Source organism: Pedobacter sp. AJM, from assembly GCF_002197755.1.
Lineage (GTDB): Bacteria > Bacteroidota > Bacteroidia > Sphingobacteriales > Sphingobacteriaceae > Pedobacter.
The window spans coordinates 686,292-711,116 of record NZ_NHOT01000003.1 but is presented as its reverse complement, the minus strand read 5'-3'; the positions used below and the strand labels follow the sequence as shown (position 1 = coordinate 711,116).

The 24,825-nt window shown below is 39.6% G+C and carries 22 protein-coding genes; 11 read left to right on the top strand and 11 right to left on the bottom strand.

Annotated elements, in window-relative coordinates:
* The first annotated feature begins 111 nt into the window (after positions 1 to 111).
* The gene (locus tag CBW18_RS08860; protein ID WP_088300932.1) at positions 112 to 1,332 is read left to right on the top strand and encodes an FtsX-like permease family protein; all 1,221 of its coding nucleotides are present in this window, start codon (positions 112 to 114) and stop codon (positions 1,330 to 1,332) included.
* 161 nt (positions 1,333 to 1,493) lie between these two features.
* Here the strand turns inward: CBW18_RS08860 and CBW18_RS08855 are convergent, their stop codons facing one another.
* The 8 genes from CBW18_RS08855 to CBW18_RS08820 all read right to left on the bottom strand — a co-directional run bounded on the left by CBW18_RS08855 (position 1,494) and on the right by CBW18_RS08820 (position 8,126).
* Complete coding sequence (locus CBW18_RS08855; RefSeq protein ID WP_088300931.1) at positions 1,494 to 2,420, bottom strand: bestrophin family protein; 927 nt, start codon at positions 2,418 to 2,420, stop codon at positions 1,494 to 1,496.
* 26 nt (positions 2,421 to 2,446) lie between these two features.
* The gene (locus CBW18_RS08850) at positions 2,447 to 2,944 is read right to left on the bottom strand and encodes a hypothetical protein (protein WP_088300930.1); all 498 of its coding nucleotides are present in this window, start codon (positions 2,942 to 2,944) and stop codon (positions 2,447 to 2,449) included.
* A gap of 137 nt (positions 2,945 to 3,081) precedes the next feature.
* Positions 3,082 to 4,437 carry a HAMP domain-containing sensor histidine kinase gene (locus CBW18_RS08845; RefSeq protein WP_088300929.1) on the bottom strand — a complete coding sequence of 452 codons (1,356 nt, stop codon included), beginning with the start codon at positions 4,435 to 4,437 and terminating at the stop codon, positions 3,082 to 3,084.
* Entirely contained in the window at positions 4,434 to 5,114 is a 681-nt protein-coding gene (locus CBW18_RS08840) for a response regulator transcription factor (RefSeq protein ID WP_088300928.1), read from the bottom strand. Before CBW18_RS08840 ends, CBW18_RS08845 begins: the two co-directional genes overlap by 4 nt.
* 210 nt (positions 5,115 to 5,324) lie before the next feature.
* The gene (locus tag CBW18_RS08835; RefSeq protein WP_216359212.1) at positions 5,325 to 5,720 is read right to left on the bottom strand and encodes a group III truncated hemoglobin; all 396 of its coding nucleotides are present in this window, start codon (positions 5,718 to 5,720) and stop codon (positions 5,325 to 5,327) included.
* 69 nt (positions 5,721 to 5,789) lie between these two features.
* The gene (locus tag CBW18_RS08830) at positions 5,790 to 6,215 is read right to left on the bottom strand and encodes an aspartyl protease family protein (RefSeq protein WP_088300926.1); all 426 of its coding nucleotides are present in this window, start codon (positions 6,213 to 6,215) and stop codon (positions 5,790 to 5,792) included.
* A gap of 154 nt (positions 6,216 to 6,369) precedes the next feature.
* Positions 6,370 to 7,308, bottom strand: coding sequence for a malate dehydrogenase (gene mdh, locus CBW18_RS08825; protein ID WP_088300925.1), 939 nt, complete (start codon positions 7,306 to 7,308; stop codon positions 6,370 to 6,372).
* Between the two features lie 119 nt (positions 7,309 to 7,427).
* Positions 7,428 to 8,126 carry a DUF6624 domain-containing protein gene (locus tag CBW18_RS08820; protein WP_088300924.1) on the bottom strand — a complete coding sequence of 233 codons (699 nt, stop codon included), beginning with the start codon at positions 8,124 to 8,126 and terminating at the stop codon, positions 7,428 to 7,430.
* A 215-nt stretch (positions 8,127 to 8,341) separates the two neighbouring features.
* Here CBW18_RS08820 and dnaE point away from each other — a divergent pair, with 215 nt between their 5' ends.
* The 7 genes from dnaE (at position 8,342) to CBW18_RS08785 (ending at position 18,523) form a co-directional block, all read left to right on the top strand.
* Complete coding sequence (dnaE, locus tag CBW18_RS08815) at positions 8,342 to 12,775, top strand: DNA polymerase III subunit alpha (RefSeq protein ID WP_088300923.1); 4,434 nt, start codon at positions 8,342 to 8,344, stop codon at positions 12,773 to 12,775.
* A 145-nt stretch (positions 12,776 to 12,920) separates the two neighbouring features.
* Positions 12,921 to 13,241: a thioredoxin gene (gene trxA, locus CBW18_RS08810; RefSeq protein WP_088300922.1), complete on the top strand. Its 321-nt coding sequence runs from the start codon at positions 12,921 to 12,923 to the stop codon at positions 13,239 to 13,241.
* Between the two features lie 161 nt (positions 13,242 to 13,402).
* Positions 13,403 to 14,617, top strand: a complete 1,215-nt coding sequence (locus CBW18_RS08805; RefSeq protein ID WP_088300921.1) for a PQQ-dependent sugar dehydrogenase — start codon at positions 13,403 to 13,405, stop codon at positions 14,615 to 14,617.
* A 111-nt stretch (positions 14,618 to 14,728) separates the two neighbouring features.
* A complete protein-coding gene (locus tag CBW18_RS08800; RefSeq protein WP_088300920.1) occupies positions 14,729 to 15,646 on the top strand; it encodes a DUF58 domain-containing protein in 918 nt (305 codons plus the stop codon).
* A gap of 129 nt (positions 15,647 to 15,775) precedes the next feature.
* Positions 15,776 to 17,512 carry a thiamine pyrophosphate-dependent enzyme gene (locus tag CBW18_RS08795; RefSeq protein ID WP_088300919.1) on the top strand — a complete coding sequence of 579 codons (1,737 nt, stop codon included), beginning with the start codon at positions 15,776 to 15,778 and terminating at the stop codon, positions 17,510 to 17,512.
* A 21-nt stretch (positions 17,513 to 17,533) separates the two neighbouring features.
* Positions 17,534 to 17,998, top strand: a complete 465-nt coding sequence (locus CBW18_RS08790) for a redoxin domain-containing protein (RefSeq protein WP_172406479.1) — start codon at positions 17,534 to 17,536, stop codon at positions 17,996 to 17,998.
* Positions 17,999 to 18,004: 6 nt separating this feature from the next.
* Positions 18,005 to 18,523 carry a thioredoxin domain-containing protein gene (locus CBW18_RS08785; RefSeq protein WP_088300918.1) on the top strand — a complete coding sequence of 173 codons (519 nt, stop codon included), beginning with the start codon at positions 18,005 to 18,007 and terminating at the stop codon, positions 18,521 to 18,523.
* 178 nt (positions 18,524 to 18,701) lie between these two features.
* Here the strand turns inward: CBW18_RS08785 and hppD are convergent, their stop codons facing one another.
* Together hppD and CBW18_RS08775 are read right to left on the bottom strand one after the other, a co-directional pair.
* The gene (gene hppD / locus CBW18_RS08780; protein WP_088301352.1) at positions 18,702 to 19,832 is read right to left on the bottom strand and encodes a 4-hydroxyphenylpyruvate dioxygenase; all 1,131 of its coding nucleotides are present in this window, start codon (positions 19,830 to 19,832) and stop codon (positions 18,702 to 18,704) included.
* 116 nt (positions 19,833 to 19,948) lie between these two features.
* Complete coding sequence (locus CBW18_RS08775) at positions 19,949 to 21,109, bottom strand: homogentisate 1,2-dioxygenase (protein WP_088300917.1); 1,161 nt, start codon at positions 21,107 to 21,109, stop codon at positions 19,949 to 19,951.
* Positions 21,110 to 21,484: 375 nt separating this feature from the next.
* Here CBW18_RS08775 and CBW18_RS08770 point away from each other — a divergent pair, with 375 nt between their 5' ends.
* From CBW18_RS08770 to CBW18_RS08760, 3 genes are all read left to right on the top strand, one after another.
* A complete protein-coding gene (locus CBW18_RS08770; protein WP_088300916.1) occupies positions 21,485 to 22,480 on the top strand; it encodes a fumarylacetoacetate hydrolase family protein in 996 nt (331 codons plus the stop codon).
* Between the two features lie 188 nt (positions 22,481 to 22,668).
* Complete coding sequence (locus tag CBW18_RS08765) at positions 22,669 to 23,556, top strand: flavin reductase family protein (RefSeq protein ID WP_088301351.1); 888 nt, start codon at positions 22,669 to 22,671, stop codon at positions 23,554 to 23,556.
* 24 nt (positions 23,557 to 23,580) lie between these two features.
* Positions 23,581 to 24,180 carry a YdeI family protein gene (locus CBW18_RS08760; RefSeq protein WP_088300915.1) on the top strand — a complete coding sequence of 200 codons (600 nt, stop codon included), beginning with the start codon at positions 23,581 to 23,583 and terminating at the stop codon, positions 24,178 to 24,180.
* Positions 24,181 to 24,184: 4 nt separating this feature from the next.
* On the opposite strand, the gene CBW18_RS08755 is transcribed toward CBW18_RS08760, so the two are convergent.
* Complete coding sequence (locus CBW18_RS08755; RefSeq protein WP_088300914.1) at positions 24,185 to 24,733, bottom strand: C40 family peptidase; 549 nt, start codon at positions 24,731 to 24,733, stop codon at positions 24,185 to 24,187.
* Positions 24,734 to 24,825 lie beyond the last annotated feature (92 nt).

The following is a 24,825-nucleotide window of genomic DNA, read 5'->3' as shown; positions in this document are numbered from 1 at the left end:
AACAATCCCTCATCCATATTGATTTACTTATCATTATAAGGGCATAATATTCCAAATATATGCCATTTTTAAAAAGGATTTAAGCATTTTTGCTGTTAAAAATTATCAGAATTGAATTTCGAATATTTCATAGCCAGCCGTATAGCCATTAAATCGGAGCGAACTTTTTCAAAGTTAATTGTGCGCATTGCCATTGCAGGGGTGATGCTAAGCCTTGCTGTAATGATTCTGTCTATCGCGATCATTAAAGGATTTAAAACTGAAATTCAGGATAAAGTCAGGGGCTATCTGGGTGATATTCAGATTACGCGTTATGATTTGAATAATTCTTTTGAACATTCGCCTTTTATACTGGATGCTGAAACAAAAAAACAGCTGAAAAATAATCCGGATATTGATTTTTATTATCCCTTCGCAACCAAACCGGCCATTCTTTCTGCCAATGACGAAATTGAAGGGATCAATTTTAAGGGGGTAGATAAAAGTTATCACTGGAACTATATTAAACAGCATATCATTAGCGGTACCATCATCGATTTTTCTGACAGTACAGCTGCAATGCAGGAATTGCTGATCTCCAATTATACGGCTAACCGGTTAAAACTTAAAACCGGTGATGACTTTATCATGTATTTTGTGCAGAACCAGTTGAGGCCAAGAAAGTTTAAAATTGTAGGTATTTATGATATTGGCGTAGAAGATATAGATAAGGGTTTTGTACTGGGAAATCTGAATATTATTAAGCGGTTAAACAATTGGAAACCAGAAGAAATTGGCGGTGTCGAAATCAGAATTAAGGATTTTAACAAACTAAAGCCGGTTGCTGATCAAATTTTTGAAGATTTACCCCAAAACCTCAGGTCGTTTTCCATAAAAGAAAATTTCCCGAATATATTCACCTGGCTGGGTTTGCTGGATGTAAATACCAGGGTGCTGCTGATTTTAATGTTAATTGTTGGGGTAATTAATATGGTAACAGCCTTATTAATTATGATTCTGGAACGGACCAATATGATTGGCATGCTCAAATCGTTTGGTGCCAGCAACTGGTCTATAATGAAAATATTTTTGTTTAATTCGGCTTACTTAATCGGAATCGGCTTGTTACTGGGGAATATTTTAGGGCTTGGCCTGGGCTTTTTTCAGCAATCCACCCATCTCTTCAAGCTGAACCAGGCATCTTATTTTCTGGCCTATGCCCCGATAGAATTTCATTTTATTGATGTGGTAGCATTAAATGTTGTAACTGTAGTGGTGTGTTTGGCGGTATTGATCATTCCATCATTCTTAATCAGTAAAGTTTCGCCTTTAAAAGCCATCAGGTTTAAATAGCGAAATTAAATAAGGTGCTTAAAAAATTAATGCGGCAATCAGATCGCCGCATTAAGTGATCATTAATCATGTGCCGTTTAAGCTTATTTCCATCCAGAGACAAGACTTTTGGCATTAACTAACCCATTCCAAACCGGAACAGCATTAAGAATTAAGCTTTTCTATAAGATATAATAAGACCCGACTGATGCCAGTTCGGTCTGCGGTTTATCTTCATATATTTTATCATCATCAAGCATTTGTGAAAGATCGCGCTCAATATTTCTACAGATGGTGGTGGTGGGGGTATCTGTAGGTTTATTTTCAAAGGGATCCTGCAAATGAACAGCCATTTTTTCAACCAATAAAAAGAATGCGGCAATGGCCACTACCAGGGGTACTTCCATATATCCGAAATACTCAATCAGCCCGAATGGCAGGAGCACAATAAATAAATGAATAGACATGTTGATGTACTTGCTGTAAGTAACCGGAAAAACGGTGTTTTTGATCCGCTCTGAGCCACCCATGTGATTGCATAAAGCCGTAATGGATTTATCAATTTCGATTTGCTGGTATTTGTTAATCCAGCCTTCGCTGAGGGCTTTTTTTAAATCCATTCCGTGTAACTCCAGCAATGATGTGGTTACGTTTCTTCTTTTTTTTATAAAAGCAAGTTCTTCGGCGCACAGGTATTCTTCCAGTCCTTTACGGGCATTAAAGCCTCTTAGTGCCTGACTTAGGGCATAGCACCAGGCAATTTGCCTTTTAATAAAGCGTTCTTTGAATTCTTCCACCTCGTTCATTCCATATGGATTTTCAACAAAAGACAAAATTTGCCGGGAGATTGATCTTGAATCGTTTACAATTGCCCCCCAGAGTGTTCGGGCTTCCCACCAACGGTCGTAAGCCTGGTTTGACCTGAAAGCCAGCAGTAGCGATATGATCGTTCCTAAAAGCGCGGGCACGGCAACCGGTATTGAAATTCTGGTGACATGAAAATTCTGATAAAGCACAACAATACCTACCGAATAACTGATCACAAAAAGTAATTCCGATTTAATCTTTCCAAAAATGTAGGTGAGCGGGATGTTATTTCGTAGCAGCATAAATAAATGTCTTTAAGAGTAAGTGGTTAGGCATTAGATCCTTGTAAACGGGTTTCAGGAATGCGGGTTTCGATCAGGTTTTCCTGAACATGAAGTTTCATCATATTTAGATACATCACTTCACAGCCCGATCTTTCCGTTAAATATTTCGGATTGATGCTATATTTATTGATGGCCTGGAAATTATAATTTTTTGGATAGGCGATGTAGTCTACCTCAAAAGCTTCTATAAAATTCTTGAAGGCAGATACTGTGCTGCCATAAAAATATTCAATGCCTATATTATGGATCTGATTGGCATATTGCCTTTTATAAGTCTCCAGTTTCTGATAGAATTCATCGCTTACATTTTCATAATCGCGGCTGCGGCGACTTAGCATCAACATATCTGTAATTGAATCTGATAACTTAAAAGCATGCAGAAAGATAATATTCAGGCTTTCATTGGGCTGGGCTTCTACAAGGGCATCAATAATTTTTGTGCTTTCTAGGTTGAAGTCGGTGGGTACCAATACTGTTTTCATTGCTAACTTGTTTAAGTGAATTAATCAATTGATACAAGTTTAGGCCAATGACATTACAGCCAGTTAAGAATGAGATTAGAATACGATTAGATTTGTGTATAAAGGAAGGATAATAAGCAAATATAATCAATATAGGTTTATACACCAATTAACGGCAGCATGATTTTAATTTCGGTTCCAATGCCTTCCTGTGATTTAATGGCAATACTTCCCCTGTGCAGCCGGATAATATTCAGTGAAAGTGGTAAACCAACACCGTAACCCTTATAATCATTGGTGTTGGAAGCCCTGTAAAAAGGCTCGAAAATATGTTGAATATCCGTTTGTGGTATGCCTATTCCATGATCAGTTACGGCAATAGATAGTGTTTTGCCAGTACTTTCAATGCCGATAAGCACTACATTTTCATTTGAATATTTACAGGCATTACTTACCACATTGGATATGGCCAGTTTAATTAAATTCTTATTTACCTTCAAGGTCAGTAATGATTCCTCTTCCGGCAGTTTACTGAAATCAATCCGGATGCTGCTATTGGGGTATACCTGGTTAACTGAACCTTTAATTTCCCACAGCAATTCGTCCATCCTTACTTCTTCCCAGGGTTGATTTTTGCCGTTAAAACCAGATTGTGCCAGGCCGAGCAAACTGGTTAAAATATGCTCCAGCCGTTCCGCCTCATCTTTTATTCTGGATAATGCCTTCTGCTGGTATTCCTGATGCTGATCATGTTTCATGGCCAATTCCACTTCGGCACTGATTACGGTTAGCGGCGTACGCAGCTCATGCGATGCATTACTGATAAAGTTGTTTTGGGTTTCAAAGGCCGTTTCCAGGCGGTTTAGCATGTTATTGAAAGTTTGTGCCAGTTGCGACATTTCATCGCTTCCTTTTTTAACATCCAGGCGCATGTGCAAATTCTCTGCTTTTATTTTTTTTACACTTTTGATGATATTTCTCAGTGGGGTAAGCATATAATCAGAAAATTTCCAGCCCACCACAAAAGAGAGGATAATGGAAAGGAAAAAACCTATAATGAGGATTTTTTGTAAATCTTCCAGTTCCCTGAAACCAAACGGGTCGTTTGCAGAAATGATTACAATGTAGCCCCCCTTAGACGTTTTAAAATATTTGCCGGCATAAAAATGATTTTCGATGCGATAGCGGGCCATCATACCTGTATTAATCTTTTTATAAAAAGTTTTGGGCAACTCCCGGTCTATTGGTGAAGTGGCTTTTTTGGGATCGATGATAAACTCCTGCTCTGATGGCAGGCGCTCCAGGTATTGATTGCGCATTTTGGCATAAACAGCGTTATTATCGTCTTCATACAATTTAATTTGTGCCGCAATGTTCACCCTGGCTTCTAAACGCTTGTAAAAATCTTCAAACGCAAATTCATTTGAAAAATACCAGACAAAACCACTTAACAATGAAATAATTACGGCCGATAAAATGGCGAAAAGTAAAGTGATTTTCTGGGCAATTTTCATGATTTTTCTTTTAAAACATAGCCTAATCCAACAGCGGTATGAATGAGTTTCTGACTGGCGTTTTTATCTATTTTTTTACGCAGGTAATTCACATAAACATCCACCACATTGGTGCCAAGGTTGAAATCAATATCCCAAACATTTTCCAGGATATCGATCCTTGACAGGATTTTGCCTTTATTTTTTGCCATGTATTCCAGCAAGCGGTATTCTGTTGCCGTGAGTACAATATCAGTCTGGTTCCGGTTAACGGTTTTTGCACTGAGGTTAATTTTTAAATCAGCAATGCTGATGATCTGATCGAGATTAACAGTGCCTTGATAACGCCTTAAAAGCATTCTGATTCTGGCAAAAAGTTCCGCAAATTTAAAAGGTTTAATCAGGTAATCATCTGCGCCGTTATCCAATCCATTCACCACATTTTCGGTAGTACCTAAAGCCGTAAGCATAATGACCGGGATACCGGGTTTCTGTTCTTTAATCATTTTACAGAGCTCAAGACCATTAATGCCGGGGAGCATGATGTCCAGAATAATTAAATCGAAATGATTTTCGATGGCCATTTGTTTGCCAATCAGTCCGTCGGGAGCAATACTCACCGTAAAACCTTCATCGGTTAAACCTCTTGAAATGACCGAAACCACATTGGGTTCATCTTCTACAAGTAATAAATTCATCTAAGTACAAGTAATTAAAAAACGGGGAATTAACAAAATTTAATTTTTTGTAATTTCCCCAAGATAATCGTTTTTCCTGAAAGATGAGTATGGTTTTCAGTCGTGCAACAGGCACAAAGTGGGCGTATGGTATAGATGTCCGATAAAGCAATCTTACCAGACCAGTAAAAGCATTAGCTGTGCTTCATGCCCTGAAATAGTGATTGATTTTTAAATAATGTTAAGGTCTGTTTTGGGCGAATTGATTTTAAAATGCATTAGATCTGCAATTGATTGTGCTTTTTGTTTAATGGTTTCAGCATTTTCACCGGCAAATAATTCATCAACTGTTTGAATAAAAATCGCTTTCCAGATGCTAAATTCTGCTTCCTGTAGTGGTATCTTTTGGTTTAATGAAAAATGTGTAAGCATCGGGTTTCCTTTATAAATGGCTTTTCCAAAAAGAATACTTTCCCAGAAATCATACATTTTAGGTAAGTGGTGCACCCAGTTTACCTGCGCGATCTCAGTAAAAATCGGACCGATCTCTTGATTTTCTTCTACATGGTTGTAAAAGCGATCAACCAAAAGGATGATATCTGTTCTGTTTTCAATGTCATTCATCATGCAATTTTTATGGTAACAAAGATCATATAAAATGATTTGTAAAAAATGACCGGGATCATTATGCCAGCACTATCGGTAAAGCCTCATCAAAAGTTTACTGTAATGAATAACGGCATTGTGTTGCATTAAAATATCGCCTCCGATAATGGCTGCGACAGGAGGATGGCCAAATTGCTGGTATGTTGCACTAACCGATTGCAGGTCAAAGGCAACCGTTTCGTAATTTTTTATTTTTAGTGTGCCAATTTTAACTTCCGGAATAGTGGCTTGTATGGTAGTGGTGGTGGTAAATAATGTTGCGGCATTTATTTCTTCCGATACATGGAGGGTTTCGGAAAGGTGTTTTTCTATAATGGCTTTATCAAATACACTTCTGGATGCACCGGTATCCAATACTGCGAAATGCGTTTCCTTAAAAACAACAATTTCTACCAGGAGGTGGAAGCCGTCATCTTGCAGATTGATGAGTTTAAGTGGGATCGGTATTGATTTCATGCATGGTTTTTAACGCCTAAAATTTCAGCTTTTATAAGTCACTTTAGCCAATCCTTAGTTCATTGGCTTTAATTTTGCCACCTGAGACATTTGAGATTATTTAGGGAAATTGAACTTAGCTGTATTTGGGTAGCTCAGGTGGTTAACTTCATAGCTATACCAATTTCATTTCGGCCAGTACGCTATTCATATTTCTTACTGCATCAGCACTTTTATTAAATGCAGTCTGTTCCTCATCGGTTAATTTGAAATCAATAATCTTTTCCCATCCATCACGGCCAATAATTACCGGAACACCCAGGCAAATATCCTGTTGACCATATTCGCCTTCTAAAGAAACACAGCAGGTAAATAATTTTTTCTCATCGCGAACAATGGCTTCTACTAAAGCTGCACCGGCTGCACCAGGCGCATACCAGGCGGAAGTACCAATTAGTCCGGTTAGTGTTGCACCGCCTACCATGGTATCTGCCGCTACTTTATCAAGCGTAGCCTGATCCAGTAAATGGCTTACCGGTAAACTTTGGTAAGTAGCCAGACGGGTTAAAGGAATCATCGTTGTATCGCCATGGCCACCAATTACAAAACCCTGCAAATCATTCGGATTGCAATTTAAAGCCTGAGATAAATAAAATTTGAAACGGGAGCTGTCTAAAGTTCCACCCATGCCAATGATGCGGTTTTTGGGTAATCCTAAAGATTTTAAAGCCAAATAGGTCATGGTATCCATCGGATTACTGATCACGATTATAATGGCTTCCGGCGAAAATTCAAGGATGTTTTCGGCCACGCCTTTCACAATGCCGGCATTAATTCCGATGAGGTCTTCGCGGGTCATCCCAGGTTTACGTGGCAAACCTGATGTAATGACCACAACATCCGAGCCCGCGGTTTTACTGTAATCATTGGTTACTCCGCTGATTTTTGTATCAAAACCCAATAGCGTAGCCGTTTGCATCATGTCGATTGCTTTACCTTCGGCAAAACCCTCTTTAATATCCAGTAAAACGAGTTCGTTAGCCAATTCCCTCCGGGCAATATTATCTGCACAGGTAGCACCGACAGCGCCTGCACCTACAACCGTTACTTTCATATATCTATAATTTTAATGGTTTGCTTCACTAATATAAGTCGAAGGTAGAAATAAATATAAGGTTAAAAAATCCTTATTGGAAAACTTTACATCGATAAACCGTTCCTGTTTTAATAAACCTATGGCGTTTGTTTCGTTATTTTTTTTATTTCTTCCAGCGTATAGGCTTTATAACTAAAGCCAAATCTTTTGGTATTCTCTTCAACAGTGGTGTCAAAACCTGCTTTTTTGCGTCTTTTGTTTACGTTTTTGGCATCTTTAATCGGGACTACATACCGAAAGAAATCCTTCTTGCCGGTTATTTTATTCAGAATTTTTACACCATATATCTGTGTGCCATAAAATTGTTCTTTCCCTTCGTTACTTAACTTTCTATCTAACATCATTGCCGTGTATTTAAATGGTAACTCACCTGCTTTTCCAGCTTTTTTAATAAGTGGATAATATGTTGGAATAAGGTTAGGGCTATGTTGGATGACAAAAAAAGCGGCTGTATTTGTCGGTTCACCCACCATGCTTTTTCCCGGGTAACCGTATTTTGATATTATGGCCTCTATTTTGATTAAATTAACAGAATCTATTTCATTCATGACCTTCCATAGGTTTTCAGTCAGGGTTTTCTTCGGGTATTTAAACATTGCTGCAAGTGTATCTTTTCTTATTTCCGTGGTTTCTGTATCACCAAATTCCCTGATTCCCTGATCAAGTTGCAGAATGGTATCCAGTTGCTTCTTCAATTCCAGATTAAATTGCTTCTGCGCAAACAGACCGGAGAAGGGCGCAGAAAGAAATAATATAGCTAAAATAGTTTTCATCATGGCAATGAAGTTTTTTTCTTGAAATAAATTTTTACAAAAAGTAATGTTTTTAACTGAATTTTCGTTTTATATCATGTTAAATGATGTAGTTGATCATCTTAGTCGTTTCAAAATGGAGTGGTTTGTTGATAATTTGCTGACAACATCCGCATTCAAATTTCCTATTTTTGAAAAACCGTTATGATTCCCGAACGGTTAATTCTTGACCATACCATATGTACTTAATTTTTGATACAGAAACCACAGGTTTGCCACGCAATTACAATGCGCCCATTACCGATACCGATAACTGGCCGCGTTGTATTCAGATTGCCTGGCAATTGCACGATGAAATGGGGAGGATGGTGGAGCATCAGGATTACCTGGTTAAGCCTGAGGGTTTTAACATCCCTTATGATGCCGAGCGTATTCACGGAATTTCTACTGAACTGGCCGATGAACAAGGGATTACTTTAGCAGAAGTACTGGAAAAATTTAATGCTGTCCTTGCTAAATCAAAATTCATAGTCGGGCAGAATGTTGGTTTCGATATCAACATTATGGGCTGCGAATTTTACCGTTTTGGTATAGAAAACTGCATGGCCGAAATGCCCGTACTGGATACCTGTACGGAAGTAACTGCCGAATTATTGAAGTTACCAGGGGGAAGGGGGGGTAAATTTAAACTGCCAACCTTAACCGAACTGCATTCCTATTTATTTGGCGTACCTTTTAATGAGGCACACAATGCCACTGCCGACGTGGAAGCAACAACACGTTGTTTTCTGGAACTGATCAAGAAAGAAGTTTTTAAAAAGGAAGAATTACTGGTTGATGCAGAATATTTTCCACGTTTCAGGGAAATAAATCCGGCGTCTATCCCAAGCTTTGGGATTCCGCATGTGAATTTAAAATCGGCTTCCGATGAAATTCGCAAGCGCCTGCAGAAAGCAGAGGGTGGTGGGGTATCCAGGCAGGAACTTGAACAGAATAAGCAGGAACTGGCTTCGGCGAATTTTGTACACCTGCACAATCACACCCAGTTTTCTGTTTTACAAAGTACCATCAGTATTCCGGCATTGATTAAGGCGGCAGCATCGTTGAAAATGCCTGCAGTAGCCATGACCGATCATGCCAATATGATGGGAGCCTTTCATTTTGTAAATCATGTTTTAAATCATAATAAAGCTGCCGAGGCCAAAAACGCTGCTGCTATAGAAGCCGGAGAAAGACCAACAGAAGTGGTGATGACACCAATTGTTGGCGTAGAGTTTTTCGTATGTAACAACCACTTAGACCGCACCACAAAAGACAATGGCTACCAAATGGTACTGTTGGCTAAAAATAAAGCAGGATACCACAACCTGGCTAAAATGTCATCCATTGCTTATACCAAGGGATTTTATTATGTGCCCAGAATTGACAGGGAGGTAATTGAGCAATATAAAGATAATATCATTGTACTTTCCGGAAATCTGTCTGGCGAAATTTCAAATAAAATCTTAAACATGGGTGAAAACCAGGCAGAGGAAGCTTTGCTGTGGTGGAAAGCACAGTTCGGAGATGATTTTTATATTGAGGTGATGCGACACAGTCAGGAAGATGAAGATCGGGTAAATGCATCTTTAATTTCACTGGCTAAAAAACATGATGTTAAGCTTGTAGCCACCAATAATACCTATTATATCAATAAAAAGGATGCGAATGCGCATGATATTTTATTGTGTGTAAAGGATGGTGAAAAGCAGGCTACACCAATTGGTCGTGGACGTGGTTACCGTTATGGCTTACCTAACCAGGAATACTATTTTAAATCGGGCGAGGAGATGAAAGCGCTTTTTGCCGATTTACCTGAAGCCATTTTGAACATACAGGAAATTGTTGATAAGATTGAAACTTACAAGCTTGCCCGGGAGGTATTACTGCCAAAATTTGATATCCCCGAACAATTTTTAGTCGCAGAAGATGAGGAAGACGGTGGAAAACGTGGTGAGAATAAGTTTTTAAGGCACCTTACTTATGAAGGCGCGAAAATCAGATATGGAGAACTTACACCGCCAATTATTGAGCGTTTAGATTTTGAGCTGGCTACCATTGAGAAAACAGGTTATCCGGGTTACTTCCTGATTGTACAGGATTTTATTGCTGAAGCACGCCGAAGAGATGTGTCAGTTGGACCCGGGCGTGGTTCGGCAGCAGGCTCTGTAGTGGCTTATTGCTTATGGATTACGAATATCGATCCGATTAAATATGATCTGCTTTTTGAGCGTTTCCTGAATCCAGACCGGGTTTCCATGCCCGATATTGATATCGATTTTGATGACGAGGGGCGTGGTCGTGTAATGGAATACGTAATTAATAAATACGGTTCCAGCCAGGTTGCGCAAATCATCACTTATGGTACCATGGCAGCTAAGTCATCTATTCGTGATACGGCCAGGGTGTTAGATTTGCCACTGTTTGAGGCCGATAAAATTGCGAAGCTGATTCCGAATATGAAGCTCGCTAAAATCTTTAATCTCGACGAAAAGAGTTTAAAGGATGCTTTACGACCTGATGAATATGAACGTGTTCAGGAGTTGAAGGCAATGGGACTTTTAAAAGACCTAAGTGCCGAAACCATTCAACAGGCACAGGTTTTAGAAGGCTCATTGCGAAATACGGGAATTCACGCCTGCGGAGTAATCATTACGCCAAGCGATATCACCAATTTCGTTCCGGTAGCTACAGCAAAGGATTCTGATTTATATGTTACCCAGTTTGATAACTCCGTAGTAGAAAGTGCCGGTTTATTAAAAATGGACTTCCTGGGGTTAAAAACATTAACCCTGATTAAAGATACCGTTAAACTGGTGAAGAAAAGGCATGGCATCGATCTTAATCCGGATAATTTTCCGATTGATGATGTGATGACTTATGAACTTTTCCAGCGCGGTGAAACCATTGGTATTTTCCAGTACGAGAGTCCGGGTATGCAAAAGTACATGAAGGAACTGAAGCCGACCGTTTTCGACGATTTAATTGCCATGAATGCATTATACCGTCCTGGTCCAATGGAATATATTCCAAGTTTTGTTCGGCGTAAAAATGGAGAAGAAGAAATTCAATACGATTTAGATGCCTGTGAAGAATATTTAAAAGAAACCTACGGGATTACCGTATACCAGGAGCAGGTGATGCTTTTATCGCAAAAACTGGCTGGTTTTACCAAAGGTGAAGCCGACGTTCTGCGGAAGGCAATGGGTAAAAAGCAAAAGGATGTTCTGGATAAGATGAAACCTAAATTTGTAAAGCAGGCGGCAGAAAAGGGCCACAATGCGGCAACTTTAGAAAAAATCTGGAAAGATTGGGAAGCATTCGCCTCTTATGCCTTTAATAAATCACACTCCACTTGTTATGCCTGGATTGCCTATCAAACGGCTTATTTAAAAGCCCATTACCCGGCAGAATATATGGCTGCGGTGCTTTCCAACAACATGAGCGATATTAAACAAGTAGCATTTTTTATGGAAGAATGTCGCCAGATGGGAGTAGTGGTGTTAGGACCTGATGTGAATGAGTCTGACCTTAAATTTTCCGTAAATGGCAGAGGTGAGGTGCGTTTTGGAATGTCGGCAGTGAAAGGTGTAGGAGAGAAGGCCGTGGAGAGTATTATCGAGGAAAGGGTTTCGAACGGGGCCTATGCATCCGTTTATGATTTTGCCAAACGGTCTAATACCCGCATCGTGAATAAAAAGGCTTACGAAAGTTTTGTGTATAGCGGTGCTTTTGATGCCTTTGGCGGGCACCGTGCGCAATACTTTTACATCGGACCTAATGATAAAATGAATGGCATTGAAAAAATTATCAAGTTTGCCAATGATTTTCAGAATAATGAAAATACCTCGCAGGGATCGTTATTTGGCGGATCGAAAGCAGATCTGATTCTGGAGCCTTCATTACCTGTTTCACCGGAATGGGCACTCATGGACCGGTTGAAATATGAAAAAGATGCCATCGGAATTTTCCTTTCTGGGCATCCTCTGGATAATTATAAACTGGAACTGGATAGATTCTGTACGCATGGTGTCAGGCAGTTGAGCATCATCAATAAGGTGAGAATGGGCGATACCAATGAAGAGATTTTGGCTGAATTTTCAAAGCTGCAAAACCGCGAACTTTGCGTGGGTGGATTAGTGGTGGCGGCTTCTCAGCGGATAACCAAAACCGGCAAACCCTTTGGCACATTTGTATTTGAAGATTATGAAGATGCCTGTGAAATGGCTTTGTTCGGCGAAGATTTTCTCAAATTTAAATCTTTTTTAACAGAAGGATATTTCCTTCAAATCAGAGGCAGGGTGGGTGAAAGATTTGGAAAGGCAGGTGACTGGGAGTTTAAAATCACAGCCATTAACCTGATGTCAGAATTAAGGGATAAGCTTACCAAAAGTTTAACCATACAAGTGCCGATTGAGCGGGTTAATGATGAGCTGATGAAGGAAATTGAACTGATCTTAGCAGACAATAAGGCAAATTCTGATCAGCAGAACTGCCAGCTTAATTTCGCTGTTTTCGATAGTGAAAAACAAATTATGCTGGATCTATCATCCAAAAATTTAAAAATAAACCCTAACAATAAGTTTCTAGAACAATTACTGGGGCTTAATGTTGTTAATTACAAGCTGAACTAGCGGTTAGTGTTTAGCGCAGGGCATTTTCGACTACGAATGCCACACGCCAACCGCCCCACGCTTTACCAAAATAATGTCAAATTGACATTACAGAGTAGTTGGCATTGCAATTGAATACATATATTTGAACATAAAAAAAATAATTATGGCATTAGAAATCACAGATGCAAACTTTGAGGAGCTTGTATTAAAATCAGATAAACCCGTATTAGTAGATTTTTGGGCAGAATGGTGTGGCCCTTGTCGCATGGTTGGTCCTGTTGTAGAAGAAATCGCTAAAGAATACGATGGCAAGGCAATAGTTGGAAAAGTAAATGTTGATAACAACCCTCAAATTTCAATGCAGTTTGGTATCCGTAACATTCCGGCCTTATTATATTTCAAAAACGGTCAGATCGTAGATAAACAAGTTGGTGCAGTTCCAAAATCTGTATTAGCAGATAAACTGAACAAGCAATTGGCATAGGAAGGTTGAAGGTATACAGGTCTAATAATTTAGGTCTTGATCCTGGATACTAACTATTTTATCCGCGCTGTGTGTAACATATTTAAAACCCGAAACCATTTTAAGGTATTCGGGTTTTTTATTGCGATATTTTTTTGTTTATTTAATAAAAATATAGAATCATGTCTGTCAATCTATTCAACAGCAAAACAGTAGGGATTATTATAGCAGGCTTCGCCTTAAACTGCCTAAATACGGCCTGTGCTTTCGCTCAAAATCCAGTGGAAACGGAGAAGCCTACCGCAGATTATAAGCCAGCTTTTACCGGACAAACCAGGATTGCCGGAATAAAAACAGAAACGCCTTTGTCTGTTTCAATCATCAATGAAAAATTAGAAAATCCGTGGGGAATAGCCGTTCTTCCAAATGGTGGATTTTTAATCACCCAGAAACAGGGATCGATGGTTATCTTAGGTGCTGATGGAAAGCTGTTAAAGAAAATTGAAGGCTTGCCGAAGGTTGATGCCTCGGGTCAGGGTGGTTTACTGGATGTCACTTTAGATCCTGACTTTGCAAAAAACAGGATGGTTTACTGGGCTTTCGCCGAACCTCAGGCTAAAGGCTCCTTATTAGCCATTGCGAAGGGGAAATTGTCTGCAAGCGAAACAAAAATAGAAAATCAGAAAATTATTTATCGGGCTACACCTGCACATACCGGGAAACTTCAGTACGGTTCAAGAATCGTTTTTGATAAAGATGGAAATCTTTTTGTAAGTACCGGAGAACGATCAGATAAAGAAATCAGGGTTCAGGCGCAACAGTTAAATTCCTCACTCGGAAAAATTCTGCATTTAACACCTGAAGGTAAACCTGTGCCGAACGGGCCCTTTGCCGGTAAAGCGGGTGCCAAACCAGAGATTTACGCTTACGGACTTCGGAACCCTGACGGACTGGCAATTAATCCGCAAACCGGCGATTTATGGGAGGCTGAGTTTGGCCCTCGCGGTGGTGATGAAATTAATTTAATCAGGCCGGGTAAAAATTATGGCTGGCCGGTAATTACATATGGAATTGAATACAGTGGCAAAGCTGTAGGTGATGGTATTCAGCAAAAAGAAGGTATGGAACAACCAGTTTATTACTGGAATCCGGTAATTTCGCCGGGCTCGATTGCTTTTTATAACAGTGATAAAATTCCGGCATGGAAAGGTAATTTATTTGTTGGTGCATTGAGTGGCTCGCATATTATCCGTCTGGTAATTAAAGACAATAAAATTGTTGGAGAAGAAAGACTGCTGGAAGGAAAAGGCGAGCGTTTCAGAGATTTAGTAGAAAAAGACGGTGCTTTATATGCCGTAACCGATAATGGAAAACTTTATAAAATAGCTGTAAAATAGCGAGTATATTAACATATTGGCTGGTGTTTCACCAGCCAATATGTTAATATCTGTTTCGGGGTGTAACAAACGGGCCATCATTTCATAAAATCTTTTTATTAGCTTTACGATATGCAGGCCGTAAATGATGAACAAGAAACCAGTTTTGGAAACCTGGAATTGCTGGCGAGCCAGGTTGTAGAAGGTTTTATCACTGGATTACATAAAAGTCCGTTTCATGGTTTTTCTGTAGAATTTGCCGAACACCGTCAGTACAATAATGGTGATAATGTTAAAAACATTGATTGGAAATTATACGCCAAAACAGATAAGCTGTATAGCAAGCGTTTCGAAGAAGAAACCAATCTTCGCTGTCAGTTCGTAGTGGATGTTTCTTCATCCATGTATTTCCCTGAAGCCCAAAACAATAAGCTTACTTTTTCCATTCAGGCAGCTGCAGCACTCATGTACCTGCTCAAAAAGCAAAGAGATGCCTTTGGACTAAGCCTTTTTTCAGATGAAATCTTATTAAATACCCCTGCTAAATCAACAACGGTTCATCAGAAATTCTTGTTTACCAAGCTTGAAGAATTATTAAACACGCCAAAGGTGAATGCACAAACGAATTTAAGTGAATCGCTTCACCAGGTGGCAGACCTCATCCACAAACGGTCGCTGGTGGTTGTTTTTAGTGATTTATTCAACACCCAAAGCAGCCCTGAACAAACCGATCAGTTTTTTGATGCATTGCAGCACCTCAAATTCAATAAGCATGAAATTGTGGTTTTCAATGTAGTGGATCAGTCTAAGGAAGTCAACTTTGAATTTGAGAACCGCCCGCATCAGTTTATCGATATGGAAACAGGTGATACCATTAAAGTGCATACCAATCAGGTAAAGGATAATTATAAGGACGCCATAACAACATACAGACAGCAAATTGCCTTAAAGTGCGCGCAATACAAAATTGACCTGATAGATGCTGATATTAAAGCAGGTTTTTATCCTATACTTCAGGCTTATCTCATCAAAAGGCAAAAAATAGGTTAGTTTTTTAACTCAACCAGATCAAAAATTACAAAACATTGTAAATCCATGCAAACAATAGCCTCATTTTTAAAGTATAAATAGTAATCATATTTAACAGAGGTTAATAACCTCCACTTTAAGAATAACTATATGGCTAAAAATGTTGCAGAACAACTGGTAGAAATGCTTGTGGAGGCTGGCGTAAAAAGAGTTTATGCGGTTACAGGCGATAGCTTGAATTATTTTAATGATGCTGTACGCCGAAACGGAAAAATCAAATGGATTCATGTTCGCAATGAAGAAGTGGGTGCCTTCGCTGCCGCAGCTGAAGCGGAACTGGATGGATTGGCCTGCTGTGCGGGAAGCTGCGGACCCGGACACGTTCACCTGATTAATGGTTTGTACGATGCACATAAATCTCATGTTCCGGTGATCGCCATCGCTTCTACCATTGATACCGGGCAGTTTGGTATGGATTATTTCCAGGAAACCAATACCACTAAATTATTTGACGATTGCAGTTCTTATAACCAGATTGCTACAACTGCTGCGCAGGTACCCAGAATGTTTCAGGCTGCTATTCAACATGCTGTTCATCAAAAAGGTGTAGCTGTATTTGGTTTACCAGGTGATGTTGCCCAAATGGACGCGGTAGAAAGTGAAACATCTATGCAGCTTTTTAAAAGCAGACCTGTCATCAGGCCCCAAGACAGCGATCTTCACTTACTGGCTAATTGTTTAAATGAAGGTAAAAAAATCACCATTTACTGTGGTATCGGCGCGGCTGAAGCGCATGATGAAGTTGTTGCACTGGCCGAAAAACTGAAGGCCCCGGTAGGTTTTTCCTTCCGTGGAAAAATGGGCATCCAATACAATAACCCTTACGAAATTGGCATGACCGGCTTACTTGGTCAGCCATCTGCATACCATAGCATGCATGAGTCGGATGTAGTGTTACTGCTTGGAACGGATTTCCCCTACCAGAATTTTATGCCTGAAAAAAATAAAATCATTCAGATAGATGAAAGTCCGGAGAGAATAGGCAGAAGGGCAAAACTGCACATGGGTTTGTGCGGTGATATCAAAGATTCAATAGCTGCTCTGCTGCCATTAATTTCCACTAAAACCGATGATAGTTTCTTAAAAGCACAACTGGAGTTTTACGGAAAAGTAAAAGAAAATCAATTGAGTTATGTGAAAGACCGCGGAGAGGAAAATAAAATTCAACCTGAATTTGTAGCAGATACCATCAACCGGTTAAGCGATCAGGATGCAATTTATACGGTAGATACCGGGATGTGCTGCGTTTGGGGCGCCAGGTTTATAGATGGCACAGGTCAAAGGAAAATGCTGGGATCTTTTAACCATGGTTCAATGGCCAATGCCATGCCCATGGCAATAGGGGCTGCACTTGCGCATCCTGAAAGACAAGTAATCGCACTTTGCGGAGATGGTGGTTTATCAATGCTGCTGGGTGATCTGGCCACCATTAAACAATATAATCTACCTATTAAAATTATCGTTTTTAATAATCGTGCCTTAGGCATGGTGAAGCTCGAAATGGAAGTTGATGGTTTGCCTGATAATGAAACGGACATGATTAATCCTGATTTTGCTTTGGTGGCACAGGCCATGGGTTTTAAAGGCATTACGATTAACCAGCCTGACGATGTAGAAGTTGCCATCGCCAATGCCTTTGCTGAAGATGGTCCCGTTTTATTGAATATCATGACCAACCCGAATGCTTTAGCAATGCCACCAAAAATAGAATGGGAGCAAGTAAAGGGAATGACCATTTCCATGACCAAATTAATGCTTGGCGGTAAAATGAGTGAGGTATTTGATACCATAAAATCTAATTACAAACATTTGGGCGAAGTATTATAGTCCGGAATAAAAAAATATAAAATGATACTCGAAAAAGGAAAAGTAGCACCAGATTTTGAATTGAATGCCACACCGGATCAGAAAATTAAGCTGAACGATTTCAAAGGTAAAAATGTGATCCTGGCTTTTTACCCTGCCGACTGGAGTCCGGTATGTGGCGACCAGATGGCCTTATATAATGAAATGCTGAAATATTTCAGTAAACATGATGCGCAGATGATCGGGATATCAGTAGATAGCACCTGGTGCCATAATGCTTTTCAGAAAGATAGAAAATTACATTTTCCGCTTCTGGCAGATTTTGAGCCTAAAGGGGAAGTTTCAAAAGCTTATGGCGTATATGATGATGAAGTAGGAGAGAGTAAGCGGGCACTTTTTGTGATTGATAAGGAAGGAAAAATTGCCTGGAGTTATTTATCACCAACAGCAGTGAATCCTGGTGCTGATGGCATACTGGATGCTTTGGAAAGTTTAGAACAAAAATAATATATCATGAGCACATTAAAACCAGCAATAGGAAGCAGCGATCATTCCGAAGGATCTGATTCAGCAGCAATTACCATCGTGGAATTTGGCGATTATCAATGTCCGCATTGTGCCCACGCTTATCCGATTATAAAAGAAATTCAGCAGGCTTTTGGTGATCAGATCCGGTTTGTGTTCAGGCACTTTCCGCTACAGGAATCTCATGCGTTTGCATTTCAGGCAGCTTTGGCTGCAGAAGCAGCAGCACTTCAGGGTAAATTCTGGGAAATGCACGAGGCCATCTATGATAACCAGTACCGTTTAAATGATGAACTCTTTCAGGAACTTGCAGAGACCATTGGCTTAGACATCGAGCAATTTGATGAGGATATAAATACTGAAGCGGTAAAGCAAAAAGTGGAAGATGATTTTGAGAGCGGTGTGAGAAGCGGGGTAAATGGAACGCCATCATTTTATGTAAATGAAACTAAATTTGATGGCGGTCCTGAAGATTTATTTGAGATGTTGAAAGAGAATGCTGAATAAAAATAAAAAACCTCATGTATTTTGCAATACATGAGGTATCAGATAAGGGTAACCGGAAAACTAAAAAACTAATTATGAAGTTTTTAGAATTTAACAAAACGGAAATCGCTTCTGGTGTTTTGTTATATCAAAGGTGCACTTCATTTATGAAGTTTTAGTGAAGAAGTGATTTTACTATTTACAAATTCCCTCTTAATTCCTGTTCACGCTCTAATGACTCAAATAAAGCCTTAAAATTTCCTGCACCAAAGCTTTGTGCGCCCTTACGTTGAATAATTTCAAAAAATAAGGTAGGCCTGTCTTCAACAGGTTTGGTGAAGATCTGGAGTAAGTAACCTTCTTCATCACAGTCAACCAAAATCCCCAGGCTTTCCAATAAAGCAATTTCTTCATCTATTTTGCCCACCCGTTGTGGCATCATATCATAATAAGCTTCTGGTGGGGCACTTAAAAACTCCACGCCACGTGATTTTAACTCTTTAACAGTTTTTACAATATCTTTGGTGGCCACGGCAATATGCTGAACGCCTTCGCCTTCATAATACTCTAAATATTCTTCTATCTGCGATTTCTTTTTACCTTCCGCGGGCTCATTAATCGGGAATTTTGAGAAACCATTTCCATTGCTCATTACCTTACTCATCAATGCAGAATATTCCGTGTTGATTTGTTTATCATCAAAGGAAAGGATATTTACAAATCCCATCACATCTTCGTACCATTGTACGGCCTCGTTCATCCTGTTCCAGCCCACGTTACCTACACAATGGTCAATATATAAAAGGCCGGCATCAGCAGGTTGATAATCGCTTTCCCAAACGCGGTAACCCGGCATAAAAGTACCTTTGTAATTTTTTCTTTCAATGAACATGTGGATGGTTTCGCCATAGGTATAAATCCCGCTCATTTTTACTTCACCTTGATCATCTGTTAGTGTTTTAGGCTCCATATAAGGCTTAGCACCTCGTTTTGTTGTTTCTTCAAATGCACTGTAGGCATCATCTACCCAAAGGGCCAGTACTTTAACACCATCTCCGTGTTTTTTTACATGTTCAGAAATCGGATGATCTGATTTTAATGCAGTGGTTAAAATTAACCTGATTTTTCCCTGTTGTAAAACATAAGAGGCGCGGTCACGTATGCCTGTTTCCGGACCGGCATAAGCCAAACTCTGAAAGCCAAATGCGGTTTTGTAATAATGCGCGGCCTGTTTGGCGTTGCCTACATAAAATTCAATATAATCTGTTCCGTTAATAGGCAGAAAATCTGGTGCCTTAGCGATCTTTTCTGCAAATGTCTGTGTTTCCATTTTGATGTTGTTGTAATGTTTTTTAATATTATAATATTTCGAATATGTTGGATATCTCATTATCCCGACTCCGGACTCAAGACTTTCGACTCCAAACGCTCAACTCCAAACTCAGCCTACCCTTCCTGCCAGCTTTTGTGGTAATTTTCATCTTCTATTGCAATGGCTTCTTCTGTCAGCATCAGCGGTTTAAAAGGATCAATCATCACAGCCAGTTCATCAGTTTTGTCTTTACCGATTGATTTTTCTACTGTGCCTGGATGAGGGCCATGAGGAATTCCTCCTGGATGTAAGGTAATTTGACCTTTAACCACGCTTTTACGGCTCATAAAATCGCCATCAACATAATACAACACTTCATCACTATCTACGTTGCTATGGTTATAGGGCGCAGGAATCGAATCAGGATGGTAATCATATTTACGCGGTACGAAAGAACAAACAACGAAATTATGCCCCTCAAAGGTTTGGTGTACAGGTGGTGGCTGATGTAAACGCCCGGTTATCGGTTCAAAATCATGAATGGAGAAGGCATATGGATAATGATAGCCGTCCCATCCGATATAATCGAAAGGATGCGTGCCATAGGTATAGGGATAAATTAATCCTTGTTTTTTAATAAGCACTTTGAAATCACCATATTCATCATGTGTTTGCAGGTTTTCAGGTAAACGTAAATCGCGTTCGCAATAAGGCGAATGTTCCATCAACTGCCCGTATTGATTTAAATAACGTTTAGGCGGGCGTAATGGGCTGAAGCTTTCTACGATAAACAATCTGTTCTGCTCCTGGTCAAACTCCATTTGATAAATGGTTCCTCTCGGGATAATCAGGTAATCGCCATAGCCAAACTTAATTTCCCCGAAGCCTGTTTTAAGTTTTCCGGAACCCTCGTGGATGAAGATCATTTCATCCGCCTGACTGTTTTTATAAAAATAATCGGTCATGGATTTCCTGGGTGCCGCCAAAACAATATGTAAATCACTATTCACTAAAACCGGCTTCCTGCTTTTCAGGTAGTCGTCTTCCGGTTGAATGTTAAAACCAATTAAGCTGGTGTGTTTCAGGTGTTTTTCTCTGGCAATTTTAGGCTCAACGCTGTAAGGTTCGCCCAAATGCTTCACCATGGTTGGTGGATGGGCATGATAAACAAGCGAATATAAACTCGAAAAACCTTCTGTAGAAACCAATTCTTCGGCATAAAGGTTTCCATCAGGTTTGCGGAAAACCGTATGGCGTTTTGCGGGTATCTGCCCCAATTTATGATAAACAGGCATATAATTAATGTTAGGTTAGAAATAAAATCTACTGGAAAAATTAATTAAAAACGTGAAGCGTCTAATTAAGAAGAAGGATGCTGGATTTTACAAAGAATACTGGGCCATGATTAGTTTAGATAGCATTTTATAGCGACGTGCAGCGATGGCATCGTTTACTAAATTGATATGTAATGCTTTTAAAATCATGTTTTGATACGGCTAAAATAAGTATATTCTTTAAGAGGAAGAAATTTTTAACCATTTTAATTTAACCGGATTTTACGATGATAATCAATTACTTAAAATTAATTGCAGTTGCTTTATCCAGGTTGGGTTGATTTTGAACGCTATTCCTTTTTACTATATTTACCCCGTAATTTAACCAAATCATATATGAAATTCGTATCCTATAAAACAGAAGATGTTATACACTTAGGCCTGTTTATCGACGGACATATCTATAATTTAAATAGCTGCGATAAATTGCTGCCAGACAATATGAATGAATTTTTGCAGGGAGGAGAGGTACTGATGGAACGTGCAAAAAAGGTTGATGCACAGATAAAAGATGGAAGCCTGGAAGCCAAAGAAGAAATTTTCTATGAAATTCTCGCACCGGTACCAAATCCAACCAGTTGTAGGGATGGATACGCATTCAGACAACATGTGGCTGCAGCTCGGCGAAACCGTAAAGTAGATATGATTCCGCAGTTTGATGAATATCCGATTTTTTACTTCACCAACCACAACGCCATTCAGGGTACAGGAGAAATTGAATGTATGCCTGATCATTTCGAAAAGCTTGATTTTGAACTGGAACTGGCCATTGTCATCGGTAAGAAAGGAAGAAATATTAAAGCTGCAGAAGCGGATGAGTATATTGCCGGTTATATGGTGATGAACGATATGAGTGCCAGGACCCTGCAGATGGAAGAAATGTTGTTAAATTTAGGTCCGGCAAAAGGAAAAGATTTTTCTACAGTGATTGGCCCCTGGCTGGTTACACCAGATGAACTGGAACCCTACAAAGTTGCGGCGAAAGATGGCCACACCGGAAATGCCTATAATTTAAAAATGACTTGTCGCGTAAATGGTATTGAAGTATCAAAGGGTAATGCCGCAGATATGGACTGGACCTTTGCCGAAATTATTGAGCGTTGTGCCTATGGTGTGGATATCCTGCCTGGCGATGTCATCGGATCAGGTACGGTTGGAACCGGATGTTTCCTGGAACTTAATGGTACAGGTTTACTAAACGATCCAAATTATCAGACACAATGGTTACAGCCCGGCGATGTGGTAGAAATGGAAATTACAGGTTTAGGTGCTTTAACCAATACCATAACCAAAGCTGATACTGATTTTTCTATTTTAGCTTTGAAGAAATAGTGGTGCAGGCGGTAAGTTGGTTAGGCGTTTAGTAAGTGAAATCCACAGGTGCCGATATGTAAGAAAGGAGGGGGGATGTGCCGATTTCCAAAATTTAAACTTATTGCGAGATTGATTATTCAACTGCACAACTTACTATGCCCCAACTTACCAACTGTAAAAAAACAATTTTACCAATTCATCAGCTCATGCTAACCTTAAAAACTGAAGATTTATCTGCGATGCAGCTGCAGGATTATCTGCAATATGCCATTGCACCAAGGCCAATCTGTTTTGCATCAACCATTGATGATGATGGAAACATCAATCTGAGTCCGTTCAGCTTTTTCAATATGTTTAGTACCAAGCCGCCGATTTGTGTTTTTTCACCAGCCCGGCGGGTGCGGGATAATACGACTAAGCATACGCTGGAGAATGTACTCCAGGTAAAAGAGTGCGTCATCAATATTGTAAATTATGAGATGGTACAGCAAATGAGTCTGGCCAGTACCGAATATGCAAAAGGAGTAAATGAGTTTGAAAAAGCGGGTTTTACCATGCTTAAATCTGATTTGGTTAAACCACCAAGAGTAGCAGAAGCCCCGGTGCAGTTTGAATGTGTGGTGAATCAAGTAATTCCATTAGGTGATCAGCATGGTGCCGGAAACTTAATTTTAGCAGAGGTTAAGCTCATCCATATTAATGAAGATATTCTAAATAGCGAAGGAAAAATAGATCAGGAGAAAATAGATTTGGTGGCCCGTTTAGGTGGCGACTGGTACTGCAGGGTAACTGCAGAAAATTTATTTAAAGTAGCCAAACCACTGGCTAAATTAGGGATCGGTGTAGATGCCTTGCCAAAATCTGTACGCTTATCTAAAGTATTAACCGGAAACGATTTGGGAATGTTAGGGAATGTGGAACATTTGCCAACTGATCATGAAGTTGATTTGGTTACTTTAAATCCAGATGTAAAAGAAGTTTTAGATGCCACCATTGGTGATGCCATGAACAGGGAACGTGAATTACATGAGCTTGCCCGGCAATACCTCAGGCAGGGGAATGTAGCATTAGCATTGAAGGTTGTTTTGCTTTAAATTTAATTTAAAAAATCCAGGCTTATGCATACTTCTGTACAAGTTGATCAATACATCATCAAATCTGCTCCATTTGCCATTCCGATATTGGAGCGCTTAAGAATACTTGTACATCATGCAGATGCCAGGATAGAGGAGAAGATAAAATGGGGAATGCCTTTTTTTGAATATAAAGGTGCGGTATGCCATATGGCGGCTTTTAAAAACCATTGTACTTTTGGTTTCTGGAAAGGCGCTTTAATCACAGACGAGTTTAATATTTTTGAAGATCGCAGCAGTGTAATGGGGATGTTGGGTAAAATCAAAAGCCTAAGAGATCTGCCTGACGATGAAATACTGATCGCTTATATTCAGGAAGGCATTCCCTTAAATGAAGATGGGATTAAGCTTCCTGCAAAGCCTAAGGCAGGCACACAAAACCTGATTATTCCGGCATATTTTATGGAAGCACTACAAAAAGATCCTGTAGCCATGCATATATTTCAAGACTTTAGCCCTTCCAATAAAAAAGACTATGTGCTGTGGCTGGAAGAAGCCAAAACTGAAGGTACAAGAGCAAGGCGGCTGGCCACAGCTATTGAATGGATTGGTGAAGGTAAAACCAGAATGTGGAAATACAAATAATAAGCTAGATGATGCTTACGATTTTCATAAAGCGATTTCTATAATGGCCATTAAGTTCAGTAATGGTAACGCTGTGTGCTTTTCCTGATGAGGCATGAATAAATTTAATTCCGTTTTCATCAATGGAATACACAATACCAACATGGCCGATTTTCCTGATTTTTGAATTGCTTCCGGTAAAAATTAACACGTCACCTACTTTCGCGTTTTCTAAAGTGGTTTCAGTTCCTGCCCCGCTAAATTCTCTTGATGAACGCGGCACTTTAAAACCGAAATTACTGAATACATAGCTCACAAAGCCTGAACAGTCAAAACCAATTTTAGGATTGCTAGTGGCATAGCGATAACGTATGCCCAGCATGCTTTTGGCAAAATCGATTAAAGATTCAGAATCTGTAGATGAACCATCTTTAAATGTTGCAGTAGTATTCTTTGGTAAGGTAGCAACTAATTTTTTAACCAGTTCCTGATATTGGGCAGGTATGATGTTTTGAGCTTTCACTGCACTTGCAGACAAAATGAAAAACAGAAAGGCAAATGTTATTTTCTTCATATGTTGACTGGCAAGATATAAAAAAAATATAAAGCAGGTTAAAAATGTGGAAAACTCGTTAAAACAAAAGGCCCGGATTGAATGTCCGGGCC